This window comes from Paenisporosarcina indica, assembly GCF_001939075.1.
Taxonomy (GTDB): Bacteria; Bacillota; Bacilli; order Bacillales_A; family Planococcaceae; genus Paenisporosarcina; species Paenisporosarcina indica.
The window spans coordinates 190,218-215,070 of record NZ_MPTA01000004.1 but is presented as its reverse complement, the minus strand read 5'-3'; the positions used below and the strand labels follow the sequence as shown (position 1 = coordinate 215,070).

At 38.8% G+C, this 24,853-nt stretch carries 27 protein-coding genes and 1 pseudogene; 25 read left to right on the top strand and 3 right to left on the bottom strand.

All coding sequences use genetic code 11. The annotated features are described in order from the left end of the window. Positions 1-26 precede the first annotated feature (26 nt). Positions 27-452: a DMT family transporter gene (locus tag GY23_RS11985; protein ID WP_075619455.1), complete on the bottom strand. Its 426-nt coding sequence runs from the start codon at positions 450-452 to the stop codon at positions 27-29. 271 nt (positions 453-723) lie between these two features. On the opposite strand from GY23_RS11985, the gene fliW reads away from it, so the two are divergent. The 18 genes and pseudogenes from fliW to flgL all read left to right on the top strand — a co-directional run bounded on the left by fliW (position 724) and on the right by flgL (position 16,251). Continuing rightward, a complete protein-coding gene (gene fliW, locus GY23_RS11980) occupies positions 724-1,182 on the top strand; it encodes a flagellar assembly protein FliW (RefSeq protein WP_075619454.1) in 459 nt (152 codons plus the stop codon). A gap of 3 nt (positions 1,183-1,185) precedes the next feature. Then, positions 1,186-1,407, top strand: a complete 222-nt coding sequence (gene csrA / locus GY23_RS11975; RefSeq protein ID WP_075619453.1) for a carbon storage regulator CsrA — start codon at positions 1,186-1,188, stop codon at positions 1,405-1,407. 180 nt (positions 1,408-1,587) lie between these two features. After that, the gene (locus tag GY23_RS11970) at positions 1,588-2,421 is read left to right on the top strand and encodes a flagellin N-terminal helical domain-containing protein (protein WP_075619452.1); all 834 of its coding nucleotides are present in this window, start codon (positions 1,588-1,590) and stop codon (positions 2,419-2,421) included. Positions 2,422-2,571: 150 nt separating this feature from the next. Further along, positions 2,572-6,597: an OmpL47-type beta-barrel domain-containing protein gene (locus tag GY23_RS11965; protein WP_075619451.1), complete on the top strand. Its 4,026-nt coding sequence runs from the start codon at positions 2,572-2,574 to the stop codon at positions 6,595-6,597. Positions 6,598-6,853: 256 nt separating this feature from the next. Continuing rightward, a pseudogene (locus GY23_RS11960) lies at positions 6,854-6,970 on the top strand (flagellin); the annotation flags it as partial. A gap of 155 nt (positions 6,971-7,125) precedes the next feature. Next, on the top strand, positions 7,126-7,845 hold the full coding sequence (locus tag GY23_RS11955; protein ID WP_245827658.1) for a glucosaminidase domain-containing protein: 720 nt from the start codon (positions 7,126-7,128) through the stop codon (positions 7,843-7,845). A 255-nt stretch (positions 7,846-8,100) separates the two neighbouring features. Beyond that, the gene (locus GY23_RS18285; RefSeq protein WP_161487600.1) at positions 8,101-8,256 is read left to right on the top strand and encodes a hypothetical protein; all 156 of its coding nucleotides are present in this window, start codon (positions 8,101-8,103) and stop codon (positions 8,254-8,256) included. Positions 8,257-8,507: 251 nt separating this feature from the next. Continuing rightward, complete coding sequence (gene fliD / locus GY23_RS11950) at positions 8,508-9,959, top strand: flagellar filament capping protein FliD (RefSeq protein WP_245827657.1); 1,452 nt, start codon at positions 8,508-8,510, stop codon at positions 9,957-9,959. Next, positions 9,959-10,348 carry a flagellar protein FliT gene (locus tag GY23_RS11945; protein ID WP_075619448.1) on the top strand — a complete coding sequence of 130 codons (390 nt, stop codon included), beginning with the start codon at positions 9,959-9,961 and terminating at the stop codon, positions 10,346-10,348. The genes fliD and GY23_RS11945 overlap by 1 nt, the downstream gene beginning before the upstream one ends. Before the next feature lie 18 nt (positions 10,349-10,366). Then, positions 10,367-10,741: a flagellar export chaperone FliS gene (gene fliS, locus GY23_RS11940; RefSeq protein WP_075619447.1), complete on the top strand. Its 375-nt coding sequence runs from the start codon at positions 10,367-10,369 to the stop codon at positions 10,739-10,741. A 63-nt stretch (positions 10,742-10,804) separates the two neighbouring features. Beyond that, entirely contained in the window at positions 10,805-11,614 is an 810-nt protein-coding gene (motA, locus tag GY23_RS11935) for a flagellar motor stator protein MotA (protein WP_075619446.1), read from the top strand. Next, on the top strand, positions 11,592-12,353 hold the full coding sequence (gene motB / locus GY23_RS11930; protein ID WP_075619445.1) for a flagellar motor protein MotB: 762 nt from the start codon (positions 11,592-11,594) through the stop codon (positions 12,351-12,353). Before motA ends, motB begins: the two co-directional genes overlap by 23 nt. Before the next feature lie 16 nt (positions 12,354-12,369). Beyond that, positions 12,370-12,801, top strand: coding sequence for a flagellar basal body-associated FliL family protein (locus GY23_RS11925; protein ID WP_075619444.1), 432 nt, complete (start codon positions 12,370-12,372; stop codon positions 12,799-12,801). Between the two features lie 67 nt (positions 12,802-12,868). Further along, positions 12,869-13,300, top strand: a complete 432-nt coding sequence (locus GY23_RS11920) for a flagellar protein (RefSeq protein ID WP_075619443.1) — start codon at positions 12,869-12,871, stop codon at positions 13,298-13,300. A 19-nt stretch (positions 13,301-13,319) separates the two neighbouring features. Beyond that, positions 13,320-13,592 carry a flagellar biosynthesis anti-sigma factor FlgM gene (gene flgM / locus GY23_RS11915; RefSeq protein WP_075619442.1) on the top strand — a complete coding sequence of 91 codons (273 nt, stop codon included), beginning with the start codon at positions 13,320-13,322 and terminating at the stop codon, positions 13,590-13,592. A 28-nt stretch (positions 13,593-13,620) separates the two neighbouring features. Beyond that, positions 13,621-14,106, top strand: coding sequence for a flagellar protein FlgN (locus GY23_RS11910; RefSeq protein WP_075619441.1), 486 nt, complete (start codon positions 13,621-13,623; stop codon positions 14,104-14,106). A gap of 25 nt (positions 14,107-14,131) precedes the next feature. Continuing rightward, entirely contained in the window at positions 14,132-15,409 is a 1,278-nt protein-coding gene (flgK, locus tag GY23_RS11905; protein ID WP_075619440.1) for a flagellar hook-associated protein FlgK, read from the top strand. A gap of 23 nt (positions 15,410-15,432) precedes the next feature. Then, positions 15,433-16,251 carry a flagellar hook-associated protein FlgL gene (flgL, locus tag GY23_RS11900; protein WP_245827656.1) on the top strand — a complete coding sequence of 273 codons (819 nt, stop codon included), beginning with the start codon at positions 15,433-15,435 and terminating at the stop codon, positions 16,249-16,251. A gap of 339 nt (positions 16,252-16,590) precedes the next feature. On the opposite strand, the gene GY23_RS11895 is transcribed toward flgL, so the two are convergent. Beyond that, positions 16,591-17,430, bottom strand: coding sequence for a flagellar hook-basal body protein (locus GY23_RS11895; RefSeq protein ID WP_075619439.1), 840 nt, complete (start codon positions 17,428-17,430; stop codon positions 16,591-16,593). 14 nt (positions 17,431-17,444) lie between these two features. Then, positions 17,445-18,272 (bottom strand): flagellar hook-basal body protein, encoded by an 828-nt coding sequence (locus GY23_RS11890; protein ID WP_075619438.1) that lies wholly within the window; start codon positions 18,270-18,272, stop codon positions 17,445-17,447. 623 nt (positions 18,273-18,895) lie between these two features. Here GY23_RS11890 and flgB point away from each other — a divergent pair. The 7 genes from flgB to fliI are packed head-to-tail and all read left to right on the top strand — an operon-like array spanning position 18,896 to position 24,852. After that, positions 18,896-19,294, top strand: a complete 399-nt coding sequence (gene flgB, locus GY23_RS11885; RefSeq protein ID WP_075619437.1) for a flagellar basal body rod protein FlgB — start codon at positions 18,896-18,898, stop codon at positions 19,292-19,294. A gap of 5 nt (positions 19,295-19,299) precedes the next feature. Beyond that, positions 19,300-19,755: a flagellar basal body rod protein FlgC gene (gene flgC / locus GY23_RS11880; protein ID WP_075619436.1), complete on the top strand. Its 456-nt coding sequence runs from the start codon at positions 19,300-19,302 to the stop codon at positions 19,753-19,755. Between the two features lie 25 nt (positions 19,756-19,780). Next, positions 19,781-20,077, top strand: coding sequence for a flagellar hook-basal body complex protein FliE (gene fliE, locus GY23_RS11875; protein WP_075619435.1), 297 nt, complete (start codon positions 19,781-19,783; stop codon positions 20,075-20,077). A 25-nt stretch (positions 20,078-20,102) separates the two neighbouring features. Continuing rightward, complete coding sequence (gene fliF, locus GY23_RS11870) at positions 20,103-21,740, top strand: flagellar basal-body MS-ring/collar protein FliF (protein ID WP_075619434.1); 1,638 nt, start codon at positions 20,103-20,105, stop codon at positions 21,738-21,740. A gap of 11 nt (positions 21,741-21,751) precedes the next feature. Next, positions 21,752-22,765, top strand: a complete 1,014-nt coding sequence (gene fliG, locus GY23_RS11865) for a flagellar motor switch protein FliG (RefSeq protein WP_075619433.1) — start codon at positions 21,752-21,754, stop codon at positions 22,763-22,765. Next, positions 22,758-23,546, top strand: a complete 789-nt coding sequence (locus GY23_RS11860) for a FliH/SctL family protein (RefSeq protein WP_075619432.1) — start codon at positions 22,758-22,760, stop codon at positions 23,544-23,546. Before fliG ends, GY23_RS11860 begins: the two co-directional genes overlap by 8 nt. Then, positions 23,536-24,852 carry a flagellar protein export ATPase FliI gene (gene fliI / locus GY23_RS11855; protein WP_075619431.1) on the top strand — a complete coding sequence of 439 codons (1,317 nt, stop codon included), beginning with the start codon at positions 23,536-23,538 and terminating at the stop codon, positions 24,850-24,852. Before GY23_RS11860 ends, fliI begins: the two co-directional genes overlap by 11 nt. Position 24,853: the final 1 nt, after the last annotated feature.

Sequence of the window (24,853 nt, the reverse complement as noted above, 5' to 3'; positions counted from 1 at the left end):
CTTCTCTCCTTTCAGTGTGTACGGAATTACAAACTTAGTATAACAACCCCTACTACCATCATGGTGATGCCCAAAATTTGAGACAAGCTCATATTTTGTTTGTCCATTCCAAACCAACCCTTACGATCTATGATGAACGTCAAAAATAGCTGGGCAATCAATAACACTGCTACTGTCAGCGTGACGCCAATTTGCTGAATCGCCATAATGCTGCTGAAAACGACAATCGCTCCGAACGTTCCGCCAATCAAGTAAAGAGGCTGGACCTGTCTAAGATTTTTGAAGTTGCGATCCTTAATGACAAGAAGAATGAGAAAAGCTGCGATAAAACCAGTCAGTTGTGTAATGGTTGCTGTTTGCCATGTGCCGATATCAAGGCTGATGCGTGCATTGGCAACACTTTGTAATGTAATAAAAGCTCCACCTAAAATTGCAAAAATAATGCCTTTCATAAATGCTCTCCCCAGTAGTTTTTCTTTCATTTAATACGATGGGTGGATTACATGAAAGGACACATGTCCTCAAGTGGGAGTACCTTCGAAAAAAATTATCTGAACACGTGCATGGCACTTTTGAGCCGAAATAATAATAGAGCGACTAAAAGATGTTGAAACGACTTTAATTATAATTAGAAATCTATACTGTCTACTAAACACCATTTATGTGAAAATAAGAAGTAGTTAGATTAATAGTAGGACTAGAAGAAACGAAAGGAGCCATTTTATGAGAGTTCAAACTGAACGTTTTGGTGAATTAGAAATAGCAGACAATCGTGTAATCACGTTTAATAAAGGGATTCCAGGTTTTGAGGAATATAAAAAGTACGTATTGGTACCGGCGGATGCAAAAGAGGAAACACCATTCTTTTTCCTACAGTCGATCGAAACAGTAGAAGTGAGCTTCTTTTTAGTCGATCCATTTACATTTTTCAAGGAATACGACATCAAATTAGAGGAGCAAATGGTCGATAGGCTCCAATTGGAAGAGCCTACTGACGCAATAGTATTAACTACTGTGACAGTTAAAGGTCAAATTAATGAAGCGACCACTAACTTAAAAGCTCCTCTTGTTATCAATAACAACAAGCAGTTGGGCATGCAGATTGTATTGGATAACAAAAACTATCAGATTAAGCAGCCATTATTCCAAAACAGTGAAAAAGCTGTAGCAAGGCAGGTGTAGCATATGTTAGTGCTTGGAAGAAAAAAAGGGGAATCCATCATAATCGATAACGATATTGAAATAATCGTTACGGGTATTGAAGGAGATACTATAAAACTCGGTTTTAAAGCACCAAAGCATATCACCATCCATCGGAAGGAAATCTATCTAGAGATTCAGGAAGAGAATCGACTAGCGACTTCGAATGTCATTAACTTGAGTGATTTTTTGAATATAAATAAGTGAATTACGGAGAAGGCCTACAGAAATACTGTGGGCTTTTATTTTTTTGATAATTTAATAGTAATATTTTCAAAAAATCGCTAAACATTTTTCATATGTCTCCGATATAAATAATGTAAGGAAGTTCAAACGGATTTGGGCCCTTGCAAAAAACAAAAAAACATTACACGGAGGTAATACAAAATGATTATCAACAATAACATCGCAGCTCTTAACACTCACCGCCAAATGGGCCAAGTGAGCGGCAACGCAGCAAACTCAATGGAAAAACTATCTTCAGGTATGCGCATCAACAAAGGTGCAGACGATGCAGCTGGTCTTTCGATTTCTGAAAAAATGCGCGGACAAATTCGTGGATTAGAGCAAGCTTCTAAAAACTCACAAGACGCTGTATCTATGATTCAAACAGCTGATGGGGCTTTGAACGAATCTCACGCTATTCTTCAACGTATGAGAGAATTGACTGTACAAGCAGCCAATGATACAAACAACACTGATGAAAGAACTGCTATCAGTGGAGAGTTAGATGAATTAGGAAAAACATTAACAGAGATTTCAACTAACACTAAGTTCAACGGACAAAAATTGCTTGATGCTTCTGCAGGTTCAGCTGGAGACGGAAAAGTAACAATCCAATCAGGTGCAAACTCTGGAGAAAAATTCGACATTGATTTTGCTAAAGCGGATTTAGCTACAACTATCTCAACAGTTACTACACTTGATGTGACTGATGCTACTAATGCAGCAACATCATTGTTAGCTCTTGACACTGCTATCCAAGGCGTTTCAGATTCACGTGGATATCTAGGTGCTGTTCAAAACCGTTTAGATTACACAATTAACAACCTAAACGCTAGCGCTGAAAACACACAAGCAGCAGAATCACGCATCCGTGACGTTGATATGGCTAAAGAAATGATGAACTTGACTAAAAACAACATCTTGACGCAAGCATCACAAGCTATGCTTTCTCAAGCTAACCAAGCACCACAAGCTGTACTTCAATTACTTCGTTAATCAATATTGAATAGTAGATGAAGCAAAGAATAAGAGACTCTTACTTTAGTAGAGTCTCTTATTTCGCTGTTTAATCGTTTGAAATGAATATGGATGGTTTTATGCTTTTTTATTTGCTCACATTATAGGTATAAAGGTGGATGGGTTTTTATGAAAAAATATAGTCACATATCATTGCTTTTGAGTATTTTGTTAGTACTTCAGCTTGTGCTTCCTGCAATTAGCGTGTTTGCTACTTCAATTGAAGCTCCTACAGATTTGAAAGTGACTGTAAACAGTGGAAATAATTTTCTATTGAAGTGGACTGGAGTTAGTTCTGCTCAGAAATACAATGTTTACCAAGTTGTAAATGGAGAGAAAAAGCTAATCGGATCTCCGGAATATCCATCCTTCAATTTTGCAAATAAGCCGGAAGGTGAATATGTTTTCGAAGTGACGGCTTTCAAGACTGCAAGTGGTGAGTCGGCTCCATCAAATCAAGTTGCTTATACATTGGAACATCCACAAATGTTGGCGCCGCAAGACTTAAGCCTGACAGTACGTAACGGAAATGATCTGGCTTTAAAATGGACAGTTTCGGAATTTGCAAGCAGCTACAATATTTATCAAATTAAAGACAGTGAAAAAAAATTAGTTTTTAACACGGCTAACTTAAACCGCACTTTCTCAAATATGCCGGAGGGCAAATATGTATATGAAGTGACTGCAGTCAGTGATCGTTTTGGTGAATCCCAGACAGCAAGCCAGATTGAAACAAATTTAGTGCATCCGGTAATGGCAGCACCTGCAGACTTGACTCTGTCTATCCGGAACGGGAACGACATCAACCTGAAATGGCCAGAAGTGGCATTTGCGACTGCCTACAATATTTATGAAATTAAAAATGGAGTTAAAAAGCTGGTTAATACAACAGAAAATCTGACTCGCACATTGACTAACAGGCCAACAGGCGATTACCAATATGAAGTGTATTCTGTGAGTAGCCGTTTTGGTGAATCTAAAACAGGAGTCCAGTCCTCAACAACTCTAGTGCATCCTGATATGAGCGCACCATTAGGGTTGAGCACTTCAGTTCGAAACGGCAACGATTTGTTCGTGAAGTGGACAGAAGTGGAATTTGCAACGGGCTACAATATCTATCAGATTAAAGATGGGGTAAAAAAATTCCTATATAATACGGAAAACACCAGTCGCACGTTCGCAAACCTTCCTGCTGGCGATTACCAGTATGAAGTAACTTCGGTCAGTGACCGTTTTGGAGAATCCCAAAAAGGAAGCCAAGTGAAATATTCATTAGTACATCCTGTAATGGCGTCTCCAGAAAACTTGAGAATTACGGTCCAAAACGGTAATGACTTACTATTGAAGTGGACACAAGTAGAATTTGCGACTTCTTATAATATTTATCAGATTAAAGAAGGTAAAAAAGAGTTAGTCTCTAATACACCAAATTTGAGCCGCACCTTCACAAACATGCCTGAAGACTGGTATGAATACGAAGTGACAGCAGTAAGCGACCGTTTCGGTGAATCCGAGGTATCTTATGCTCAAGTGACTTTAGGACATCCTGTAGTAGCAAGCCCAGTGCTTGAACTTCAATCTATCAATGATAATGTAGCCACTCTTAAGTGGAATGAAATACCAAATGCATCTCTTTATCATATATTTGAAGTGATTGACGGGGAGTTTGTTTTACTTGATTCTACAGATAAGAAAACTTTTACTGTTAACGGCATTGAAGATGGAAAACATGAATTTGTGGTTACCGTGACACACAATCGTTTTGGAGATTCAAGGTATTCTAATGTTATTGCAGTGGAAATCCAAAATGACCGTACGCCCCCTACTACAACAACAAACGTTGGGAACGTATGGCAAAAACAAGACTTTACCGTTGAATTGACTGCAGAGGATAATAAGAGCGGAGTGGCTTCAACTTTCTATTCTGTAAATGGTTCTGATTATAAAGAAGGCACCAGCTTCACATTAAATAATGAAGGAATCAACAAAATCTCCTTCTACAGCATAGACAACGCCGGAAATATAGAAGAAGCGAAAACTGCAGAAGTGAAAATTGATCTATCTGCACCGGAAACAACATCGAATACAACAGGTGACTGGCATCAAGAATTCACCGTCGAATTAACTGCAAACGACCTCAGTGGTGTATTTGCAACCTACTATTCTGTAAATGGTTCTGAATATGTGGAAGGCAATAGCTTTATTGTAAATGAAGAAGGTCTCAACGTAATCTCCTTCTACAGTGTAGACAATGCCGGAAATAAAGAAGAACCGAAAACCGCAGAAGTGAGGATCGACCAATCAGCTCCAGAAACTACATCCAATATGACTAATCAATGGTATCAAGAATTTACGGTTGAACTAACTGCAATTGACAAGAAGATTGGTGTAGACAAAACCTTCTACTCAATTAACGGTTCAGAATATGTGGAAGGCAATAGCTTCACCATAAATGAAGAAGGAGTCAATATAATCTCCTTCTTTAGCGTAGACAATGCCGGAAATAAAGAGGAACCGAAATCAGCAGAAGTGAAGATTGACCAATCTGCACCGGAAACAACATCGAATGCAACAGATGAATGGAATCAGGAATTCACGGTCGAATTGACAGCAAAAGATGTCCAAAGCGGTGTATCAGCAACTTACTATTCAGTGAACGGATCTGAATATATAGAAGGCACAAACTTTACGGTAAATGAAGAAGGAATTAACGAAATTTCCTTCTATAGCGTCGATAAGGCTGGGAACGAAGAAGAAGCCAAAACAGCAGAAGTGAAGATTGACCAATCTGCACCGGAAACAACATCGAATGCAACAGATGAATGGCATCAGGAATTCACGGTCGAATTGACAGCAAAAGATGATCAAAGCGGTATATCAGCAACTTACTATTCAGTGAACGAATCTGAATATATAGAAGGCACAAACTTTACGGTAAATGAAGAAGGAATTAACGAAGTCTCCTTCTATAGCGTCGATAAGGCTGGGAACGTAGAAGAAGCCAAAACGGCCGAAGTGAAGATTGACCAATCTGCACCGGAAACAACATCGAATGCAACAGATGAGTGGCATCAGGAATTAACTGTGGAATTGACAGCAAAAGATGACCAAAGCGGTGTATCAGCAACCTACTATTCAGTGAACGGATCTGAATACGCGGAAGGTACAAGCATTACGTTGAGTGAAGAGGGCATCAATAAAGTTTCTTTCTTTAGCGTAGATAATGCTGGAAATATAGAAGAAGCAAAAACAGTTGAAGTGAAAATTGATCACACGGCACCAGAAACTGCATCAAATTATGCTGAACATTGGTCACAAAATAAAGTGGCTGTAGAATTGGCAGCAAAAGACGACCAAAGCGGTGTAAAAACAACTTATTACTCAGTAAACGGATCTGAATTTGCGGAAGGCATTAGCTTTACAGTAAACGAAGAAGGAATCAATAAAGTTTCTTTCTACAGCGTGGATCAGGCCGGCAACAAAGAAGAAGTGAAAACAATTGAAGTGAAAATTGATCAAACAGCTCCAACCGTTACATGGGAGTTGAAAGATCTATATTCATTAGGAACAAAATTGCCGTTGACCTATATGGCAAAAGATGCTGTATCGGGACTAAAAGCAGAAAGCTTAACGGTAAATGGAAAGAGTTATACAAATGGAGATAGTATTTCCTTCAATCAACCTGGTAAATATAATGTACAAATAACGGTAACAGACAATGCGGGTTGGACAACCACGCTGAAAAAAACTATTGAAGTTTATATCCCTGTCACGAGCATTAAAGTAAATCCAGGTGTTATCAAAGACAATGACGGAGTATTTTCTGTTGAAGTATCGTTGCCTAAGGGGTTTGATACGAAGAATTTCATCTTGGAAAGTGTTTCCATAAATGGTGTAGCAGCCATTTCAGGTAAAAATGGATATGAGAAACAAGCAGAAAAAGGGCAATTCAAATTCAATCGTGAGGATTTTGACTGGAATGATGGCAAACAGACGCTCGAATTCAGTGGAATGCTAGGCAATTATTTAGTTGTGGGATCTACAACAGTGGAAGTGAAAGGTTCAAAAAAACAAGACTCAAATAATGGTCACCATCATAGATTTAGCCTATGGGAACTGATAATATACTGGATTCTAAGAGGAGTCGGCAATTGATAATTTCCTTAAAGGATATAATATAGAGCCAACCTAGGCAGAAAAGAATAAATGAAAGACCGTGAAATGTGCGTATGAACATAGAAACAGTAAAAATAAAATGTTCAAATAAGAAAAAGTAAAGTTTACTTCTGAAAAGCCACATCCTCTAGCTTTGGCTGGGGATGTGGCTTCTTCCTGATTAACAAGTTATTTAATTTAAGACATAGTTAATTTGTAATTTTTTTAGATAATCAGAAAAAGAACAATTTTGTCAGAAATGGCGAAGGAAATAATGGAGTTCACAAAGAATAATATCTTATTAGAAGCCATACAAGCTATTGTGACGCAAGCAAATCAACTGCCACAAGAAGTACTTATGATATTACGTTAATAAAAGGATAGAAAAAAGAGACAGTGACTTATTTACTATCACTGTCTTTCTTTTTGGTTTTTTTAGATAAATTCTATTAATTATCACCACAATCCTCCTATTCTTTTTTCCATTATTCTCTTGTAGTATAGATTACGTTCATCTAATTAAAGGATGTGAAATTATTGACCAGTCCGATTTCTTCTAATTGGTTTTATTACATGACCATGGCTTCATTGGCACAAGCGATGCCTTCTCTAAATCAAACAGGAAATTCAGTCAATTCAATAGGTAATGGATCGAACGATAACTCACAGTTTCTGATGTTATTAAATACGATGATGCAAGGCAGCGCATCGAATATTCCAACCACGCTTCCATTGGGAGAAAATCAGATCTTTCCCCAACTTACTAGTCCCTATACACCATTAAATCTTCAACATGTCGATACAAGTAACATTGCGGTAAATTCAAGTGTTACAAGTGATTTTAATTTCAAGCCGATGCAGTTCATGAAACTGGACAATAGTCTAGAAGGTAAATTGGGTGGAACAGCAATGCATTTTATTAACGCAGGAAAAAAATACGATATCCATCCTGGTTTGCTTTCTGCGATTGCCATACATGAAACGGGGAATGGTTCATCAAAAGCCGTCAACGAAAAACTAAATGTGGCGGGCATGATGGGCAAAGGCGGACTGAAAAGCTATGAATCAATAGAAGATAGCATTTTCGATATGGCACGTAATTTAAGACAGAATTATTTGGACCAGGGAAAAGACACGGTTGCCAAAATTGGTGCGAAATATGCTCCGATTGGAGTATCGAACGATCCGACAGGCTTGAACAATCATTGGGTACAAGGTGTAAACCGACATTTTAATAGCCTTACATAGACAAAGCCGATTCTTTAAGAATCGGCTTTGTCTATGTGGAGTGATTCTAAGGTACTCCCAAACATTTTTTTATAGTTCAAATAAGTCCCAATCTTTATTTTCGGAATAGTGATTATAACAAGGTGTCTTTCAGTTCACCTCAATATATAATCGGTAAACATGGTTGATGTGGTAATCATATGAAATTTATTATCCATCCGAACCTATCTTTCATTAACTACCAATATAAAAAGAACATATGGGGGGAAGTCACCGATGGGAGTGAAATATACACAAGCTTTACTTTCACGTAATCATAGCGATAGCACGTCTGAAAATGCGTTGAAAAGTCAGGAACGTTCCGAGCAACAAAAAATTGAAATGCAAAAGAAAATAACAAAGGAATTGCGTTTATACAGCAGAAGAAAGTAATAAGACCAGTTGATTGCATTTGGCAAAAGTTAAATTCATAGACACAGATTTCTTGGCCGATTCCACAAGAGTCGGTCTTATTTTAATGGGACGACAAATAATTTTATTAAATGCTAAAAATTTCTTATTTTATGTCGATATATAGTATGTAAATAACAGATACATTATAGAATTTGTCCAAGGCTTCAGTTGTAAATAGAGTAATAGGATTGGAGTGATCAAATTTGCGAATTGGCGGATTAGCATCAGGAATGGATATTGATCAATTAGTGAAAGATCTTATGTCGGCTGAAAAAATGCCGTTGGATAAGTTGACCCAGCAGAAAATGTGGACGGAATGGCAACAGGAATCGTACCGTGATTTCAATTTGACATTATCGAATTTGCGAACGAGTGCGAGCAGCCTGCGCTTTTCTTCGGCGTTTAACGCGTTCAGTGCTACAACTTCAAACCCGGCAAGCTTAACGGTTTCGACGACTGCCAGTGCAGTATCAGGTTCGTACCAGGCGGAAGTATTGAGCGTTGCGAGTTCGGCGAAGCTACATTCGGCGAATGCGCTCACGAAAGCGGACGGTACGGTGGTGAAATCGACAGACATCATTGGGACTGCGGGAACGATTACCGTTGGTTCTGTTTCAGTAACTTTAACTGGTCAAGAAACATATAGAGAAGTGGCAACGAAGCTGCAGGATTCGACAGCTGCTTCAACACCTGCGCTCCGAGTGAGCTTTGATGATACGACGTCACGCTTCTTCATCTCAACAAAAGGCATGGGCGCATCTGAGAACTTCTCGCTCGACTTCGATTCCGCGGCACTTGCCAAGCAAGTAGTCGGCATCGATACGCAGACATCATTCTCGACCACAGCCGCATCGACGTATTCAAATGCATCAACAGACGGCTCGGTGAGAATCGATGGGATTGATATTACCGGCTTGAAGACGAACCAGACGACGGTGAACGGTCTGACGCTGAACTTATTGCAGGTCGGACCAGCAGCCACCGTCACAGTGAGTGCGGATACGGCAAAGCCGATCGAATCAATCAAGAAATTTGTAGAGCAATACAATAAAGCGATCACGGAAATCGAAACGTCGCTTCTTGAGAAGCGCTACCCAGACTTTAAGCCACTGACGGATGAGCAGAAAAAAGCGATGACCGAAAATGAAATCGAATTGTGGGAAGAGAAATCGAGAAGCGGCTTGATGCGCAACGACCCGATTTTGCGGGACGCTGTGTTGCAATTGCGCCGTGCGTTCATGGATAAAGTAGAAGGCATTGCACCGGGAAATATTAATCTATTGTCCCAAGTCGGTATTTCGACGGGTCATTATAGCGAAGGTGTCCGCTTGAACATTGATGAAGACAAACTGAAAAAGGCGCTGATGGACAAGCCGGATGAAGTGATGCAATTATTCACCAACAAGACAGGCGGTCTCGGTATCGGGGAACGGGTATACCAGGAGTTGAACTCTGCAATAAAAAGCCTGAGCAACCGCGCCGGAAATCCCGGGAGTGCGGTTGATAATAGTGTTATCACGAAGAAAATCAATCAAATGAATGATGATATCAGTAAATGGCAGGATCGGTTGACACGGGTGGAAGACCGATATTGGAAACAGTTTAGTGCGATGGAAAAAGCGTTGAACCAGATGAACCAGCAAAGTACCTGGATGCAGCAGAACATGTTCGGTGGAATGTGATGAACGCTTACCAAAACGATTTAACGAAACTTCTTGAAGTGACTGAAGAAGTTTACAGGCTGGCGAAAGCGGTTGATACCAAAATGGAACACAACGGCGAAGGGCAATTGGAAACCTTGCAGCTGCTCTTTGAAAAGCGGCAGAAAGTGATTCAGCAGCTGGCTGGCCTTATCCAGCGACAGGATTTTCAGTGGACGGAACGAGATAAGAAGACGATTTCCAGACTGAAAAATTATGAGACTTTGCTGCAGCCACTTGTGAGAGGACTGCATCGGTCTTTTGCGATGCAAATGAACCGCATTAGCCAGACCAAGCAAGCTTCACGAAAATATATTGGTGCCTATCAAAACATGACGACCGAAGGTTCATTTATTGATAAACGGAAGTAAAGTACAGGAGGATTTAAAATGTCAATTATCAATCCTTATCAAACCTATCAACAAAACTCTGCGATGACAGCTTCTCCACAAGAGCTTACGCTTATGTTATATAACGGCAGTCTTAAGTTTATTAGATTAGCAAGAAAAGCAATGATAGAAAATAATTTTGAGGTTAAAAACACAAATATGATTAAGGCACAAGCAATTGTTCAAGAATTGCGCATTACTTTAAATCAAGATATTGAAATATCAAAAAACTTGGAACAACTTTATGAATATATTTATAGTCGATTAATTGAAGCAAATACGAAAAATGACCTTGAAATCTTAGAAGAAGCAGAAGGGTATATAATCGAGTTGCGCGACACATGGAAACAAGTCATGGGGCTTGTAAAGAAGTGAAAATAAGAAATAACTCAGAAGGTTGAGTTATTGTAGTCTATGAATTGAAATGAGGGTATTGATGTGGATAAAACATCATGGTTTGGCTTAATACTTGGCTTTGTTGTACTGATTGGCGGATTAATTTTAAAAGGTTCTGATCCAATCGCTTTATATAATCCGGCAGCGCTCGTAATTATCTTTGGTGGAACGATTGCCTGCATTCTAATCGCGTTCCCGATGGATGAAGTGAAGAAAATACCTAGCTTGTTTAAAGTGATTTTTGGCGATTTGAAAGTCACTCCTATCAGGGAATTGATTCCTATGTTTACGGAATGGGCAATGTTGGCAAGAAAAGAAGGACTTCTTGCATTGGAAGAACAATCGGAAGAAGTAGAAGACCCATTTTTACAACGAGGGTTGAAGATGGTGGTTGATGGTCAATCACAGGAATATATTCGTGAAATGATGGAAGAAGAAATTTTGGCAATGGAAGAGCGACATGAGCTCGGTGCCAAAATTTTCACACAAGCAGGTACATATGCTCCAACGTTAGGGGTACTAGGTGCAGTAATAGGTCTGGTAGCAGCACTGGGTCATTTGGACGATATTTCATTGCTTGGGAAATCGATTTCAGCCGCATTTATTGCAACCTTATTCGGGATCTTCTCTGGGTATGTATTATGGCATCCTTTTGCAAATAAATTAAAGCGTAAATCAGCTCAAGAAGTAAAGATAAAAATGATTATGCTGGAAGGATTATTGGCCGTCCAGGAAGGTCTTCCAGTGCGCACGGTAGAAGAGAAGTTGTTAACCTATTTACCGGCAAAAGATCGAGTTCTTGAAATAGAAGAAAAAGTAGGTGTTCGAGTTGAAGCGCAAGAAAAAGCATGAAGATCATGTCGATGAATCGTGGCTTATTCCTTATGCAGATATTTTAACGCTCTTGCTTGCTCTTTTCATTGTGTTATTTGCTGCTAGTGAAGTAGATAATGAGAAATTCGAAAAAATTTCCGATGCTTTCAATAGTGAGTTGCAGGGTGGGACAGGTGTACTGGAGCACGAAGCAGCTGTAGAGAATTTCGAAGATACATCTCCAATTCCAAAGATTGGTGAGGCCAATCCATCAGATGGAGAACAGAACGAAATTTCACAAGAACAAGACCAAAAAGAACTTAAGAAACTTCAAGAGAAAATAGAAGCTTATATTGAAGATAGAGGGTTAGCGCCTAGGCTGCAGACTGAGCTAATCAACAAAGGGCTCCTACTTAAAATAAAAGAAGGCGTATTATATGCATCTGGCAGTGCGGATATTTCGCGAGAGTCAAGAACGACTGCAGTTGAAATTTCAAACCTACTGGTAACGGATCCACCAAGAGAAATTCTGATCGAAGGACATACGGATAATGTACCGGCAACTTCAGAACAATTCCCCTCAAACTGGGAATTAAGTTCTGCGCGAGCCATTAATTTCATGAAAATCCTTCTTGAAAATAAAGAGTTGGATCCGAAAAAATTCAGTGCCACGGGTTATGGCGAGTACCAACCAATTGCATCGAATGTTACGCCAACGGGGAGAGCAGAAAACCGTCGTGTCAGTGTATTGATTTCAAATTATCCGCAGTCAAAATAACCATTAGAGGTGTACCATGGGGAAATTAAAAGCGTTTTTTATTATATTTATAGTGGCGGCAGCAATTGCTGCTGCAGGCATATTTTTCTTTGAAAAAAGTCCGTTTGGTTCTAAAAGTGAAATTGAAAAAGGGTCATCGGCAGAAGAACTGGCTGAGTTAAGTATTGATACGGATGTTATCACAACGAATTTAGCATCACAGGGTAACTTTGGGATTGTCCAATTTAATATCCTGTTAAGTAGTGAAAAATCAAAACTTGAGGCAGAAAAGAGAACACCCGAAATACGGGCTGCCATCATTTCAACCATTGCCGGTTTCACTATAGACGAGTTGATTGGCACGGAAGGCATTACTGAACTTGAAGAAGAAATGAATTTGAAGTTAGGAAAAATTGTAGAAACAGGAAAAGTAGAACGAGTATTAGTTACTGAACTTAAAGTACAATAATAAATTTTTCACTAAACATTTTAATTGAGATGCCGATATAAACAATATAAAGAATCAGGTGAGTCACATGCCAAACCGATTAGATAACTGTAGAATTTGTGGTAGGTTATTTCTAAAAGATCATACAGAAAATTGCTTAGATTGTTATAAAGAAGTCGAGCAAGAATTTAAATACGTTATTGAATTTTTACTAAATGAGCAAAACCGTTATGCAACGATTGAAATAGTTAGCGAATCTACAAATGTTTCATTAAAACAAATTGCTGAGTTTATGCGTGACGGACGTATTTATGCGGATGATTATCCTAACCTGGGTTTTCCCTGTGCACATTGTGGTAAATTGATAAAAAGGCAGGTATTATGTGATGATTGTTTTGATCAATTTTCTTCGGAAGTCAATACAACATTAAAGAGAGATAAACTTGTCGGTGAAGTTGGAAGAAAAGAGCGATTACGCTCAATTGATGCACAGTACTGGCGGCTAAAAAGGAATAAATAAACGACTGGGTGGTGAAGAGATGTATATAGATAAGACGACTGGAGCATCGATTGTTCAATCTTATCAAAAACAAATGCAAGTATCTAAAGTTGAAAAAACAAAACCACTTCAAAAAGAAGATCAGCTGCAAATCTCAAACCAAGCAAAACAGATGTTTGAAAAGACTACAGAAGTAGATATCGAAAGACAAGAGAAAATTAATACATTAAAAGCTCAAGTCCAAGCCGGCGAATATCAGGTCAATGGTGAGAAAGTGGCAGGTAAGGTCTTTGAATTTTGGTTCGGTCAATAGACTTGTGCCGTAAAAAGGAGGGTGTCGGGTGCTTAAATCAGTCGTCACGACGCTTAACGAATTAATCAATATTCAAAAGCAACTAGTAGATTATGCAGAACACAAGAAAGCCATATTAATTGATCGTAAAATAGACGAATTAAATCAACTGGTCAAAGAAGAAGCGAAGCTGGTGAAACAGCTCGAACAACTGGAAATCAAACGTGCACAGCTAGTGGGGAATTTACTGCAACATCAGCCTTCTCTTAGCTTTAGCCAATACGTAGGACAAATTCCAGATAACCTGACACGAACTAATCTACAATTCCAATTGAAAACATTACAACAGCTCATGGTAGAGTTACAAGCCAAGAATCAATTGAACGAGAGACTTCTTAAAGACTCGATGAGCTTTGTTCACCATATGATTGAGCAAGTCACCAAGTCAAAACAACAAAATTTCAATTATCAATCCCCATTAGGACAACAAAAATCACAAACAAGCAGTCGTGGATTTTTCGATACAAAGGCTTGATTGAGGGTAGAAAGAAGGGAAATACATGGTTTCAACATTTCATGGATTAGAGCTAGGAAAGCGCGGATTAATGGTTGGGCAAGCAAGTATCGCAACAACTGGTCATAATATAGCAAATGCGAATACCAAGGGCTACTCACGCCAACAAGTGAATACATCCGCTTCCCCCTCATTAAACATTTGGGCAAATGGTAATGTTAATCCAAGCCAGTTAGGTACAGGGGTATCTCTAGACTCGATTACGCGTGTGCGAGACCAATTCCTGGATGGCCAGTTTCGAAACCAAAACGGAACACTCGGTGAGTGGTCTGTTTCGCAAGAGACACTAGATCGTCTGGAATCTATCATCAATGAACCAAGTAAAACTGGACTTCAATCGGCAATGGATCAAATATCATCTGCATGGCAGGACTTAGAAAATGATCCGAATAGCGCATCTGCAAAGGCAGTCCTTCAAGAGAGGGCTCAAGAATTTGTATCAACCGCACAAGCAATGTACAGTTCAATGACTAATTTAAAAACGGATTTAACACAACAGACAACTGCAAAAATTGACGAAGTGAACGGTTATTTAGAACAAATTGCCGCATTGAATCAAAGCATCAAGCGCAACGGTGCCAATTCGAATGATTTACTAGATAAACGTGATGTACTAGTAGAAGAGCTTTCGAAAATTGTCTCCATTAAAGTGGAACAACAAAAAGACGGGACAAACAATATTACCTTGAGTTCTAATGGTGCTTCACTTGTGAGTGGGATAAACCACACCGATATTGCTGATCAAAGTGCAGGAACTGACGGCAACAAGTTATTCGGTGGAGAACTTGCTGGCATTACAAAATCACTTGAAACCGTAACTGATTACCAACGCGAACTAACTACAACGGTCGAAATGTTTGCTGGAGCAAACGGAATGTCACAAGACGATGCAACCACTACCACTGAAAATCTGTTTACAAAAGATGCAGCTACTTTTACGATTGCTGGACTTTCGGTCAATACTACTGCTGACAAATATACTGCACCAGTCAATATGGAAGAAGATTCAAAGAACGCAAAAAAATCCTTCCAAACTCTTGTTGCTGGTCTCGGAGCAAAAAGTCAGTCTGCAACTAACTTCGTAGCTAATTTTGAAGCTGCTTTGCTGGCAACAGATAGCCGACGTCAATCAGTGACAGGTGTTTCTCTTGATGAAGAAATGGCGAATTTAATCAAATATCAACATTCATATAGTGCAGCAGCACGAATGATCTCAACCACAGATCAAATGCTTGATACGATAATTAACCGCATGGCACGGTAATCATGAGGGATAGGAGGTAAATGATGATGAGAGTTACACAACAAATGCTACATCAAAATTCCGTGCGCCATATGAATCAAAACTTGGGTAGAATGGAAAAAACCAATAATCAATTATCTTCAGGAAAACTACATCACAAACCTTCTGATGACCCGTATGCAGTTAGTAAGTCCATGAACTTAAAAAGTGCGATAGCTGCTAATGGGCAATATGAACGAAATGTGAATGAAGCAAAATTATGGTTAGACGAGACAGATCAGACCATTAACCAAATGGTCAACGTCATGCAACGTGTACGTGAACTGGCGGTCAAAGGGAGTAACGAAACACTTAATGATCAGGATCGTGAAATAATTGCAACAGAAGTAAAAGAATTAACCTTACAAATCCAACAACTCTCAGAAGCAAAAGTAAATGGTGAATATCCATTGTTTGATTCTTCTCCAAAAACATTTAAGATTGCTGAAGGAATAGAAGTTCCAGCAAATGTTTCAGCAGATGCATTGTTTAATAATGGCGGGGTGAATTTATTTGATACATTGGAAAGTATCGTTTCAAGTCTTGGTTCTGGTGATCCAATCCAATTGGACAAAATCGATAAAGGAATTAATCAATTATTGACTACTTCAGCGGAAGCAGGCGCTAGATTTAATCGAGTGGAATCAATTGAAAATAGAGTCCTAGATACTAACTTGGCACTTAAATCAATGCTATCAAGCATAGAAGATGTGGATTATGCAGAAACCATTACTAAATTAAAGAGTGAAGAAAGCGTCTACCAAGCAAGTCTAGCGGCAGCGGCTAAAATAATTCAGCCAAGTTTGATGGATTTTCTAAGATGAAAGATAAAAGGAGCAGTTTGCCATAAGGCATCTGCTCCTTTTTAAGTGCAAAAAATGTCCACTGAAACATCATTAATTTCTTGATATATCAGTGAAGTACTGTTGGAATTGCATCTTCGATAGCAAGCATTTCAAAAAAGTCTCTATCAACTAATTTCCCATTATCAAAAACGCAACTAAAAGGATTCAGGGGAGCAACGGACAAAAATAAGCAGCAAGGAAATGAAAAGAAAGAGGAGCAAGCCAATTTTCCGCTTGCTCCTCTGTTTTATTCTTTAGATTTTGATGTAGCAGATAATCGTCCAAAGCGACTTGAAAACCTAATGTTTTCAGTAAAGGTTAACTCTTCATCGTATTAATCAAGCCCATCATATCATCAGCGAATGAAATCGCTCTACCCTGAGATTGTATCAATCGTTGAGTTGCAATTAATTCTGTCATTTCATCTGTTAAATCAACATTCGACATTTCCAGGAAACCTTGAGCTATTTTAATCGAACCATTATTTTGTTCAGCTAAATTTACAACTTGCAAAGTGCCATTAGCGATATTTTCTGCCTCAGTTCCTTGAAGTTGATATTTATTGGCACCGATTTTTTCAAGCAGATTCGGGCGGCTAACTTCTGCGATACTCAACTGGATTGTGGTTGGCTGTTTTGCAGGATTTCTATAAGATATTTCAAGCGTTCCATTTTCATTTACCTTAATATTTTTGTAATCTCGATCAAACGCAATCGGTTGATTATTGATATCAAGAACATAATCTCCAGATGATGTCACCAAGTTCACTTGGTTTGAATTCATAATAGGTTGCACTTGAAATGATCCATCTTTTGTATAGAAAGTATTTCCTTCGGAAGCTACCCGAAAAAAGCCATTATCACCTGAAATCGCAAAATCAAGCTGACGATCCGTTTTTTGTAAAGATCCTTGTTCTGTTCGAAGAATATTGGAAACGATTGCACCAGAACCAACTCTTAAACCACTTGGTGTCAATCGGCCAATCTCGTTCTGCGGACCAGCTTGCTTTTCGATTGATTGGTAGAGTGCATCGGCAAAATTTGCTTCTTGACGCTTGTAACCCGTTGTATTGACGTTGGAAATATTGTTTGCAATTGTATCGATTTTTTTCTGTAATTCACGTATGGACGTGGTTGCGGTTTGCAGTTGGATACTCATTTATCGGGACCTCCTTAATAAATCCGGCCAATTTCATTGACTGCTTTTTCCATACTACGGTCATAAGCCTGGATGACTTTTTGATTGGACTCAAAGCCACGATAGGTGCTCATCATTTCCGTCATGGTTTGGGTCAAGTCAACATTGGATTGTTCAACAAATCCTTGTTTAACGAAAGTACCTGCATTATTCAGCAAAGCAACATTATCAACAAACTGTGGAGTAGCTGCAGGATCCCCCGCCCAACGTAATAAACTATTACCTTCTTTTACTAATTGTTCAGGCTCCTCGGTATAACCTATCCATAGGCGATTATTAGCCGTTCCGTCTTGTAAAATAATTTGTCCATTATCCTGAACCGTAAATTCTGTTGAATTCACCTGAATGGGCTGTAGATTTTGGTTTAACACACGGTAACCTTCGGCGGTTGTCAACAAACCGTTTTCATTCACTGTGAATTGGCCATTTTGCGTATATCGGATTTCGTTGTTATCTAGTCTGACAGCAAAAGTTACAGTCCCTTTTTTCTGTGTCTCGGGATTTACTGGTAATGACTCACCGAGAAGGGAAATGTCTGTTGAGTTTCTGGTTTCTTTTAATGCCCCCTGCATGAAAGAAGGAATTCCTTCTTGAGCATAAACACCAGTATTTAATGTTCCGATGTTTGAAGCAATCTTCCCTTTTTCCATTGCTTTTATCAATTGATCGGGAAATGCACGCAAAATCGTTTGATCCTGTTTAAATCCTGCTGTATTTGCGTTTGCCAAGTTATTCGTCAAAACTTGCTGTTTTCTATTATGTGCCATCATACCGGATGTAGCAGCATATAAACCACGAAACATAGTCGTTACGCCCTTTCAAATTACGTTAAGTTTATTATGGCGCAATCATAACATTATTTAGTGTAAAAATATAGGGAAAGTTTGGTAATAAAATCGATTAGTATTATTTATCAAAAAATATTAGTAATGTATAAAAGTAAATTAAATGGATTTTATTTGAAGTTAAATAATTTACAATAGTATTTAAATGCATAACATGAAATTGATTTTTTAAAGGAAATATATATGGGAGTACTAATGGTTATGTGTGTACGAATATCAGTAGTAAATAGTAATTGGTTTAATTATTATAGTAAGAAAATTAAATGCTGGTATAAATAAATAGTCTCGACCACTAACCTAGTTCTAAATGACTATTAAATTGAAAAACTTCAACAAAATTCGACAAAATAAAGGTACATTGTCCGATTTTAATATAATCTGTGTGTTATATATTGAGTTTATTGGAAAAAATTAATGATAAAATTTCTGTATATTACATCATTATATGTAATATTTTGTTAAAAATTAAACGGTGAGTCTGCGTATATCTGAATAAGATTGCGCTTTACTGACGGTTGGAAGCTTAAAGTGAATCCATCTTTTAAGGATGGATTTTTATATGAGAACAAAGGGGTTTAGTGATGAAAATATTTCCACAGTCTTTTCAGTCGTTAGAACAGGCATTATCAACTGCCTCATTAAAACAGCGAGTTCACTCTGCAAACATCGCTAATGTTGATACACCCAACTACAAGAGTAAACAAGTCAACTTTCAAACAACGTTTAAAGATGTTCTCAACAACCAGCCTATTTCCAGTTATAAGACAAATTCTGAACATATTGCTTTCAGCAGTGAAACCACACCATTCAAACCTACGATAAAAATGAATAATGACACTCAATATAGTCCGAACGGTAACAACGTGGACATGGACTATGAAATGGCGGAATTGGCAAAGAATCAATTATGGTATAACGCAGTCACGGAACGAGTTAACGGGAAATTCAATAGTTTGAGAACGGTAATCGATGGGAGGTAGTAGGAGTGAGCTTGTTTAATGGATTTAATATTAGTGCATCAGGTTTAACATCCAATCGTATGAGGATGGATGTTGTATCTTCAAACATTGCCAATGCAAATACAACTCGTGCCCAGCTAGTAAATGGCGAATGGATACCCTATCGCAGAAAATTGGTTGAGTTGTCGCAAAGTGGTGTATCACCATTTCAACAGCAACTTCAGTCGGCGATGAACAATGGCTCCACGAATGTTTCGGGAGTAACAGTTTCAAAAATCAAAGATGATACAACACCATTTACACTCTCCTATGACCCTTACAATCCCGATTCAGATGAGGATGGGTATGTGCGCTTGCCAAATGTTGACCCAATAAAAGAAATGGTCGATCTCATGTCTGCAACACGTTCTTATGAAGCGAATGTTACAGCATTGAACGCTTCAAAGAGCATGTTCATGAAAGCCTTGGAGATTGGCAAATAATTTAATAGATTGCTATGGAGGTACTATGGATAAAATAAGTTTTCTTCAAACACCATTTATTCAAAATCAATCGACCCCAAAACTGAATGCTGAAAACAAAGTTGAAGGTTTAGGTCAAATGTTCAAACAGACTCTGGAAGAAGTACAAGCAGCACAAAACCAATCGGACAAACTGACAAGTGAATTGGTTACAGGTGAAGTACAAGACATCCATGAAGTGATGATCGCTTCACAAAAAGCAAGTCTTTCCTTACAACTTACCGTACAAGTGCGCAATAAAGTTGTGGAGGCATATCAAGAAGTTATGAGAATGCAATTATGATTCTTGTAATAAGGATGAAGGATAAATGAAAGAAAAGTTATTAGTATATAAAAATAAATTAAAAGACTCATGGGATAGTTTTCCAAAAAAGACAAAATGGCTGGTTATTGGATCATTTCTGGGTACCTTAATTGTGTTAGTTTTGTTTGTGTTCCTGACTTCTCGAACCAATTATTCAACTTTATATTCGAACCTATCTCCGGCAGAGGCAGGAGAAATAAAGACTGCAATTGAGGAAAGAGGAATTGCTGTTCAAGTTTCGTCAGATGGGAAAGCGATTAATGTTCCCAACGAAGAACTTGCAAGCTTAAAGGTTGGCTTGGCAGCAGATGGCATCCCTGAAAGCGGAAATGTGAACTACAGCATATTCAGTGAAAATATGGGATTGGGAATGACGGACCGTCATTTTGATGTAGTTGAGCGTGATGCGATGCAAAATGAACTGGCTGGATTAATCAAGCAAATTAATGGCGTGACGGAAGCAAACGTAATGATTACACTTCCAAAAGAAAATGTTTGGATTACGGATGAAGAACAAGTCGCAACTGCGTCTATTGTCATAAAAGGTGATCCATCCTTTCAATTGGATCAAAAACAGATTAATGGTCTTTATCATTTAATTAGTAAAAGTGTACCGAGTTTACCTCGGGAACAAATTGTAATTATGAATCAAAATGGACAAGTATTCGAGATGCTCGAAGAAGGTCAGTTAGATACAACATTGTCCGTGTACCAGCAACAGAGGGAAATTAAGAAGGATATTGAAAAAGATATCCAGCGTGAACTGCAGCAAATGCTTGGCTTGACACTAGGACGTGACAAAGTAGTTGTCTCGGTCATGGCAAACGTAGACTTTACTAAGGAAAATCGGGAAGAAAACCTTGTTGAACCTGTAAATAAAGAAACAAATGAAGGCATTGATATCAGTGTTGAACGAATAGTCGAGACCTATTCAAGTGAAGGGGCTGCTATAGACGAAACGACTGGGACGGGTGAGACTGAAATATCAAATTACCCAGGCGTGGGACTAGGTGGTAATAGTGAGTCCGAAAAAAAAGAAGATCGAATAAACCGTGAAGTAAATCGGATTAACCGTCAAATCGAATTAAGTCCGTATGTCATTGATGACATTACGATTAACGTTGGAGTGGAACCCCCTATTCCTGAAAATCCCGAAAGTTTAACTCAACAAAATATAGATGATATTAGCAATCTACTAAAAAATGCAGTAAGTACTTCTTTAAGTATGAACGGGAACCAAGTGACTGAAGCAGACCTGGATAACCGGATATCTGTTTTTGCAACTGAATTCCGAGGCAAACCTGTTACCCCTGAAGATGAACCGAAGGGATCATTGTTGAGTATTAATAATATTTCTAACAGTCTTCTTTTGGGGATTGGCTTGGGAATTGCCTTATTACTGATTATTCTTGTCTTGGTCCTTGTGTTGCGTAGAAGAAAACGTGCAAAGGAAGAAGATCAATTTGGATTTGAAATGTATGAAAATCCAATGAATAACGCTAGTCAAGTTGATGAAGAAGAGCAAGATTTTACTGAATTTAGTTCAAGAGCAAATCCTAAGAGGAAAACGATTGAAAAGCTTGCCAAAGGACGACCTGAAGACTTTGCTAAATTGTTACGCTCATGGATGGCAGATGATTAGGAGAGTGGCACATGGTTAAAACGATAAGAAAGTTGACTGGTGTTCAAAAAGTAGCCGTATTGTTAGTTGGCCTAGGACCTGAGGTATCTGTTGAAATATTTAAACAACTAACGGAACCTGAAATCGATCAATTAACGTTGGAAATTTCCAATGTACGACAACTTAAAAACAGCCAGACAGAACAAGTAATCAATGAGTTCTATGAAATGATTCTTGGACATGATTATATGAGCGAAGGTGGCTTGGATTATGCAAGGACTATCCTCGAACAAGCTTTAGGAAAAGAAAAAGCGATGGATACAATCGAGAGATTAACAAGCAGATTACAGGTTAAACCATTCAATTTTGCTCGAAAAGCCGATCCTAATCAAATTTTGAATATTTTACAACATGAGCATTCCCAGACCATTGCACTTGTTCTCTCTTATTTGGATGCTAAACAATCATCGTCAATCCTGTCGGCACTGCCCCTAGAAAAACAAGTGGAGGTAGCGAGAAGGATTGCGTTAATGGAAAGTACTTCACCAGAGGTTATCCACCAGGTTGAACAAATTCTTGAGCGAAAGCTTTCAGCGACAGGCTCTCAGGATTACACATCCACTGGAGGAGTGGAAGCCATTGTCAGGGTATTGAGCAAAGTGGATCGCGGAACAGAAAAAGCAATCCTATCCGATTTGGAAACCGACAACGCTGACCTAGTTGCAGAAATCAAGAAGCGAATGTTTGTATTTGAAGATATCGTGAAATTGGATGCACGTTCAATTCAGCGTGTACTTCGTGAAGTGAATGATGAAGATTTAACGTACTCATTGAAAGTAGCAAGTGAAGAAGTGAAAAATGGCATTTACCGTAACGTATCAACAAGAAGAGCTGATCTTGTCCGTGAAGAAATTGATTCGATGGGTCCTGTGAAATTAAAAGATGTAGAAAATGCACAGACAAATATTGTTACATTGATTCGTAGTTTAGAAGAAAAAGGTGAAATCGTAGTTTCTCGTGGTGAAGGGGATGAGGTAATTGTCTAATATTATCCGCTCACGCCAGCTTTCAACAGTCGAAAAAAAAGTTATTCAAACGAAAAAAATAGAAACCGACAGAATGGACCTTAGGGAACAAGCTATAGACCCTGCGAAACAGAAACAACATTTGCTACAGGAAATAGAAGCATTAGAAAATCAGTTCATACAATTGCAAAGACAAATAAAGATTGATCAAGATGCGGCGCAAACAGACATCGATCATTGGTGGGAAGAAAAGCAGGTTGAAACAAAGCAAGAAGCACTAAGGATTGCGGAAGAAGCATCCGAACAAGGTTTTCAAGCAGGTTTTGATCAAGGGATTTCCCAAGCGGAAGAAGATTTTCGGCAAAAACGACAGGACATGCAAGAACTAATCGAAACGGTGTATGAAGAAAAAACAAAAATCATTCAACAATCAGAACCATTTTTGTTGGAACTCAGTGTGAAAATTGCCGAAAAAGTCATCACAAAAGAATTAAAGCAGCATGATGATCAGTTACTGAATATAGTGAGACGGGCATTAAGACGTCTGGAAGAGTCTGAAGACGTGGTTATGCAGGTATCACTTGAAGATTACCCAATACTTGTACCCTTCATGGAAGAACTTAAAACCTTAATTCGAGCAGATTCTGAATTAAAATTAGTTCCTGTTGCAAAACTCTCAAAAGGCGGCTGTATCATTAACACCTCAAGTGGCTCCTATGATGTCACGGTTGATAGCCAGCTCGAAGAAATTAAGCGCCAATTACTCGCTTATTGTGAGGAGAAAACCAACGATGAACATTAGGTCAAATGAGTACCTTGCGTTATTGGAAGAGATTGAGCCGGTAAAGAAGCATGGAAAAGTAATTCAAGTCATTGGCTTAACAATTGAATCCAGAGGTCCATATGCAAAAATCGGAGAGCTTTGTCTCTTGTACCCAAACCATTTTGAACAGCCTATCGAAGCTGAGGTTGTCGGCTTTAAAGAAAATAAAGTATTGCTGATGCCATTAAGGGATTTGTCGCAAGTTGGCCCGGGATGCTTGGTTGTCGCGACTGGAGTTCCTCTCCAAATTAAAGTTGGCCCGTCCATCCTAGGCAAAGTTCTTGATGGGATGGGAAAACCGCTGGATGAAAGCATGCTGCCAAAAGGATTAATAAAATATTCAACCAATAACACACCTCCAAATCCTTTGAAAAGACCAAGGATAGTAAAGCCGTTGGAAGTTGGTGTACGAGCGATTGATGGCCTGTTGACCGTTGGACAAGGACAACGAATAGGTGTTTTTGCAGGAAGTGGTGTTGGAAAAAGTACATTGATGGGCATGATTGCCCGTAATACAGAAGCCGACATCAATGTGATTGCCCTAATAGGTGAACGTGGTAGAGAAATACGTGACTTTATTGAACGCGATCTAGGACCTGAAGGCTTGAAAAAATCTGTTGTGGTAGCGGCAACTTCTGACCAGACTCCATTGCAACGGATTAAAGGGGCATTGACAGCAACGGCCATCGCTGAATATTTCCGTGATCAAGGAAAAAATGTCATGTTAATGATGGACTCTGTTACTCGGTTTGCAATGGCACAGCGAGAAGTGGGTCTTGCGGTGGGGGAACCACCGACCAGTAAAGGATACACGCCAAGCGTTTTCGCAATGCTGCCGAAATTGTTGGAACGCTCCGGAACATCAAGCAAGGGATCAATCACCGCATTCTATACTGTTTTGGTTGATGGTGACGATATGAATGAACCGATTGCCGATGCTGTTCGAGGAATTCTTGATGGACATATTGTATTGGATCGTAAAATTGCTCAAAAAGGACAGTTCCCGGCTATAAATATACTGGCAAGTGTCAGTCGTGTCATGCATGATGTGGTGTCACATGAGCATCAAAAGGCAGCTGTAGAATTGAAACGACTGTTAGCAGCCTATGAATCATCTGAGGACCTGATAAATATTGGTGCATATAAAAGTGGTGCAAATAAAGAAATAGATGACGCTATCCGTTCGTATCCGCTAATAAAAGAATTCTTGCAACAAGATATTTATGAAAAGACCAAGCTGGAAGAAAGTGTAGAGCGGCTTTCGGTGCAATTTGGGGGAAATTAAA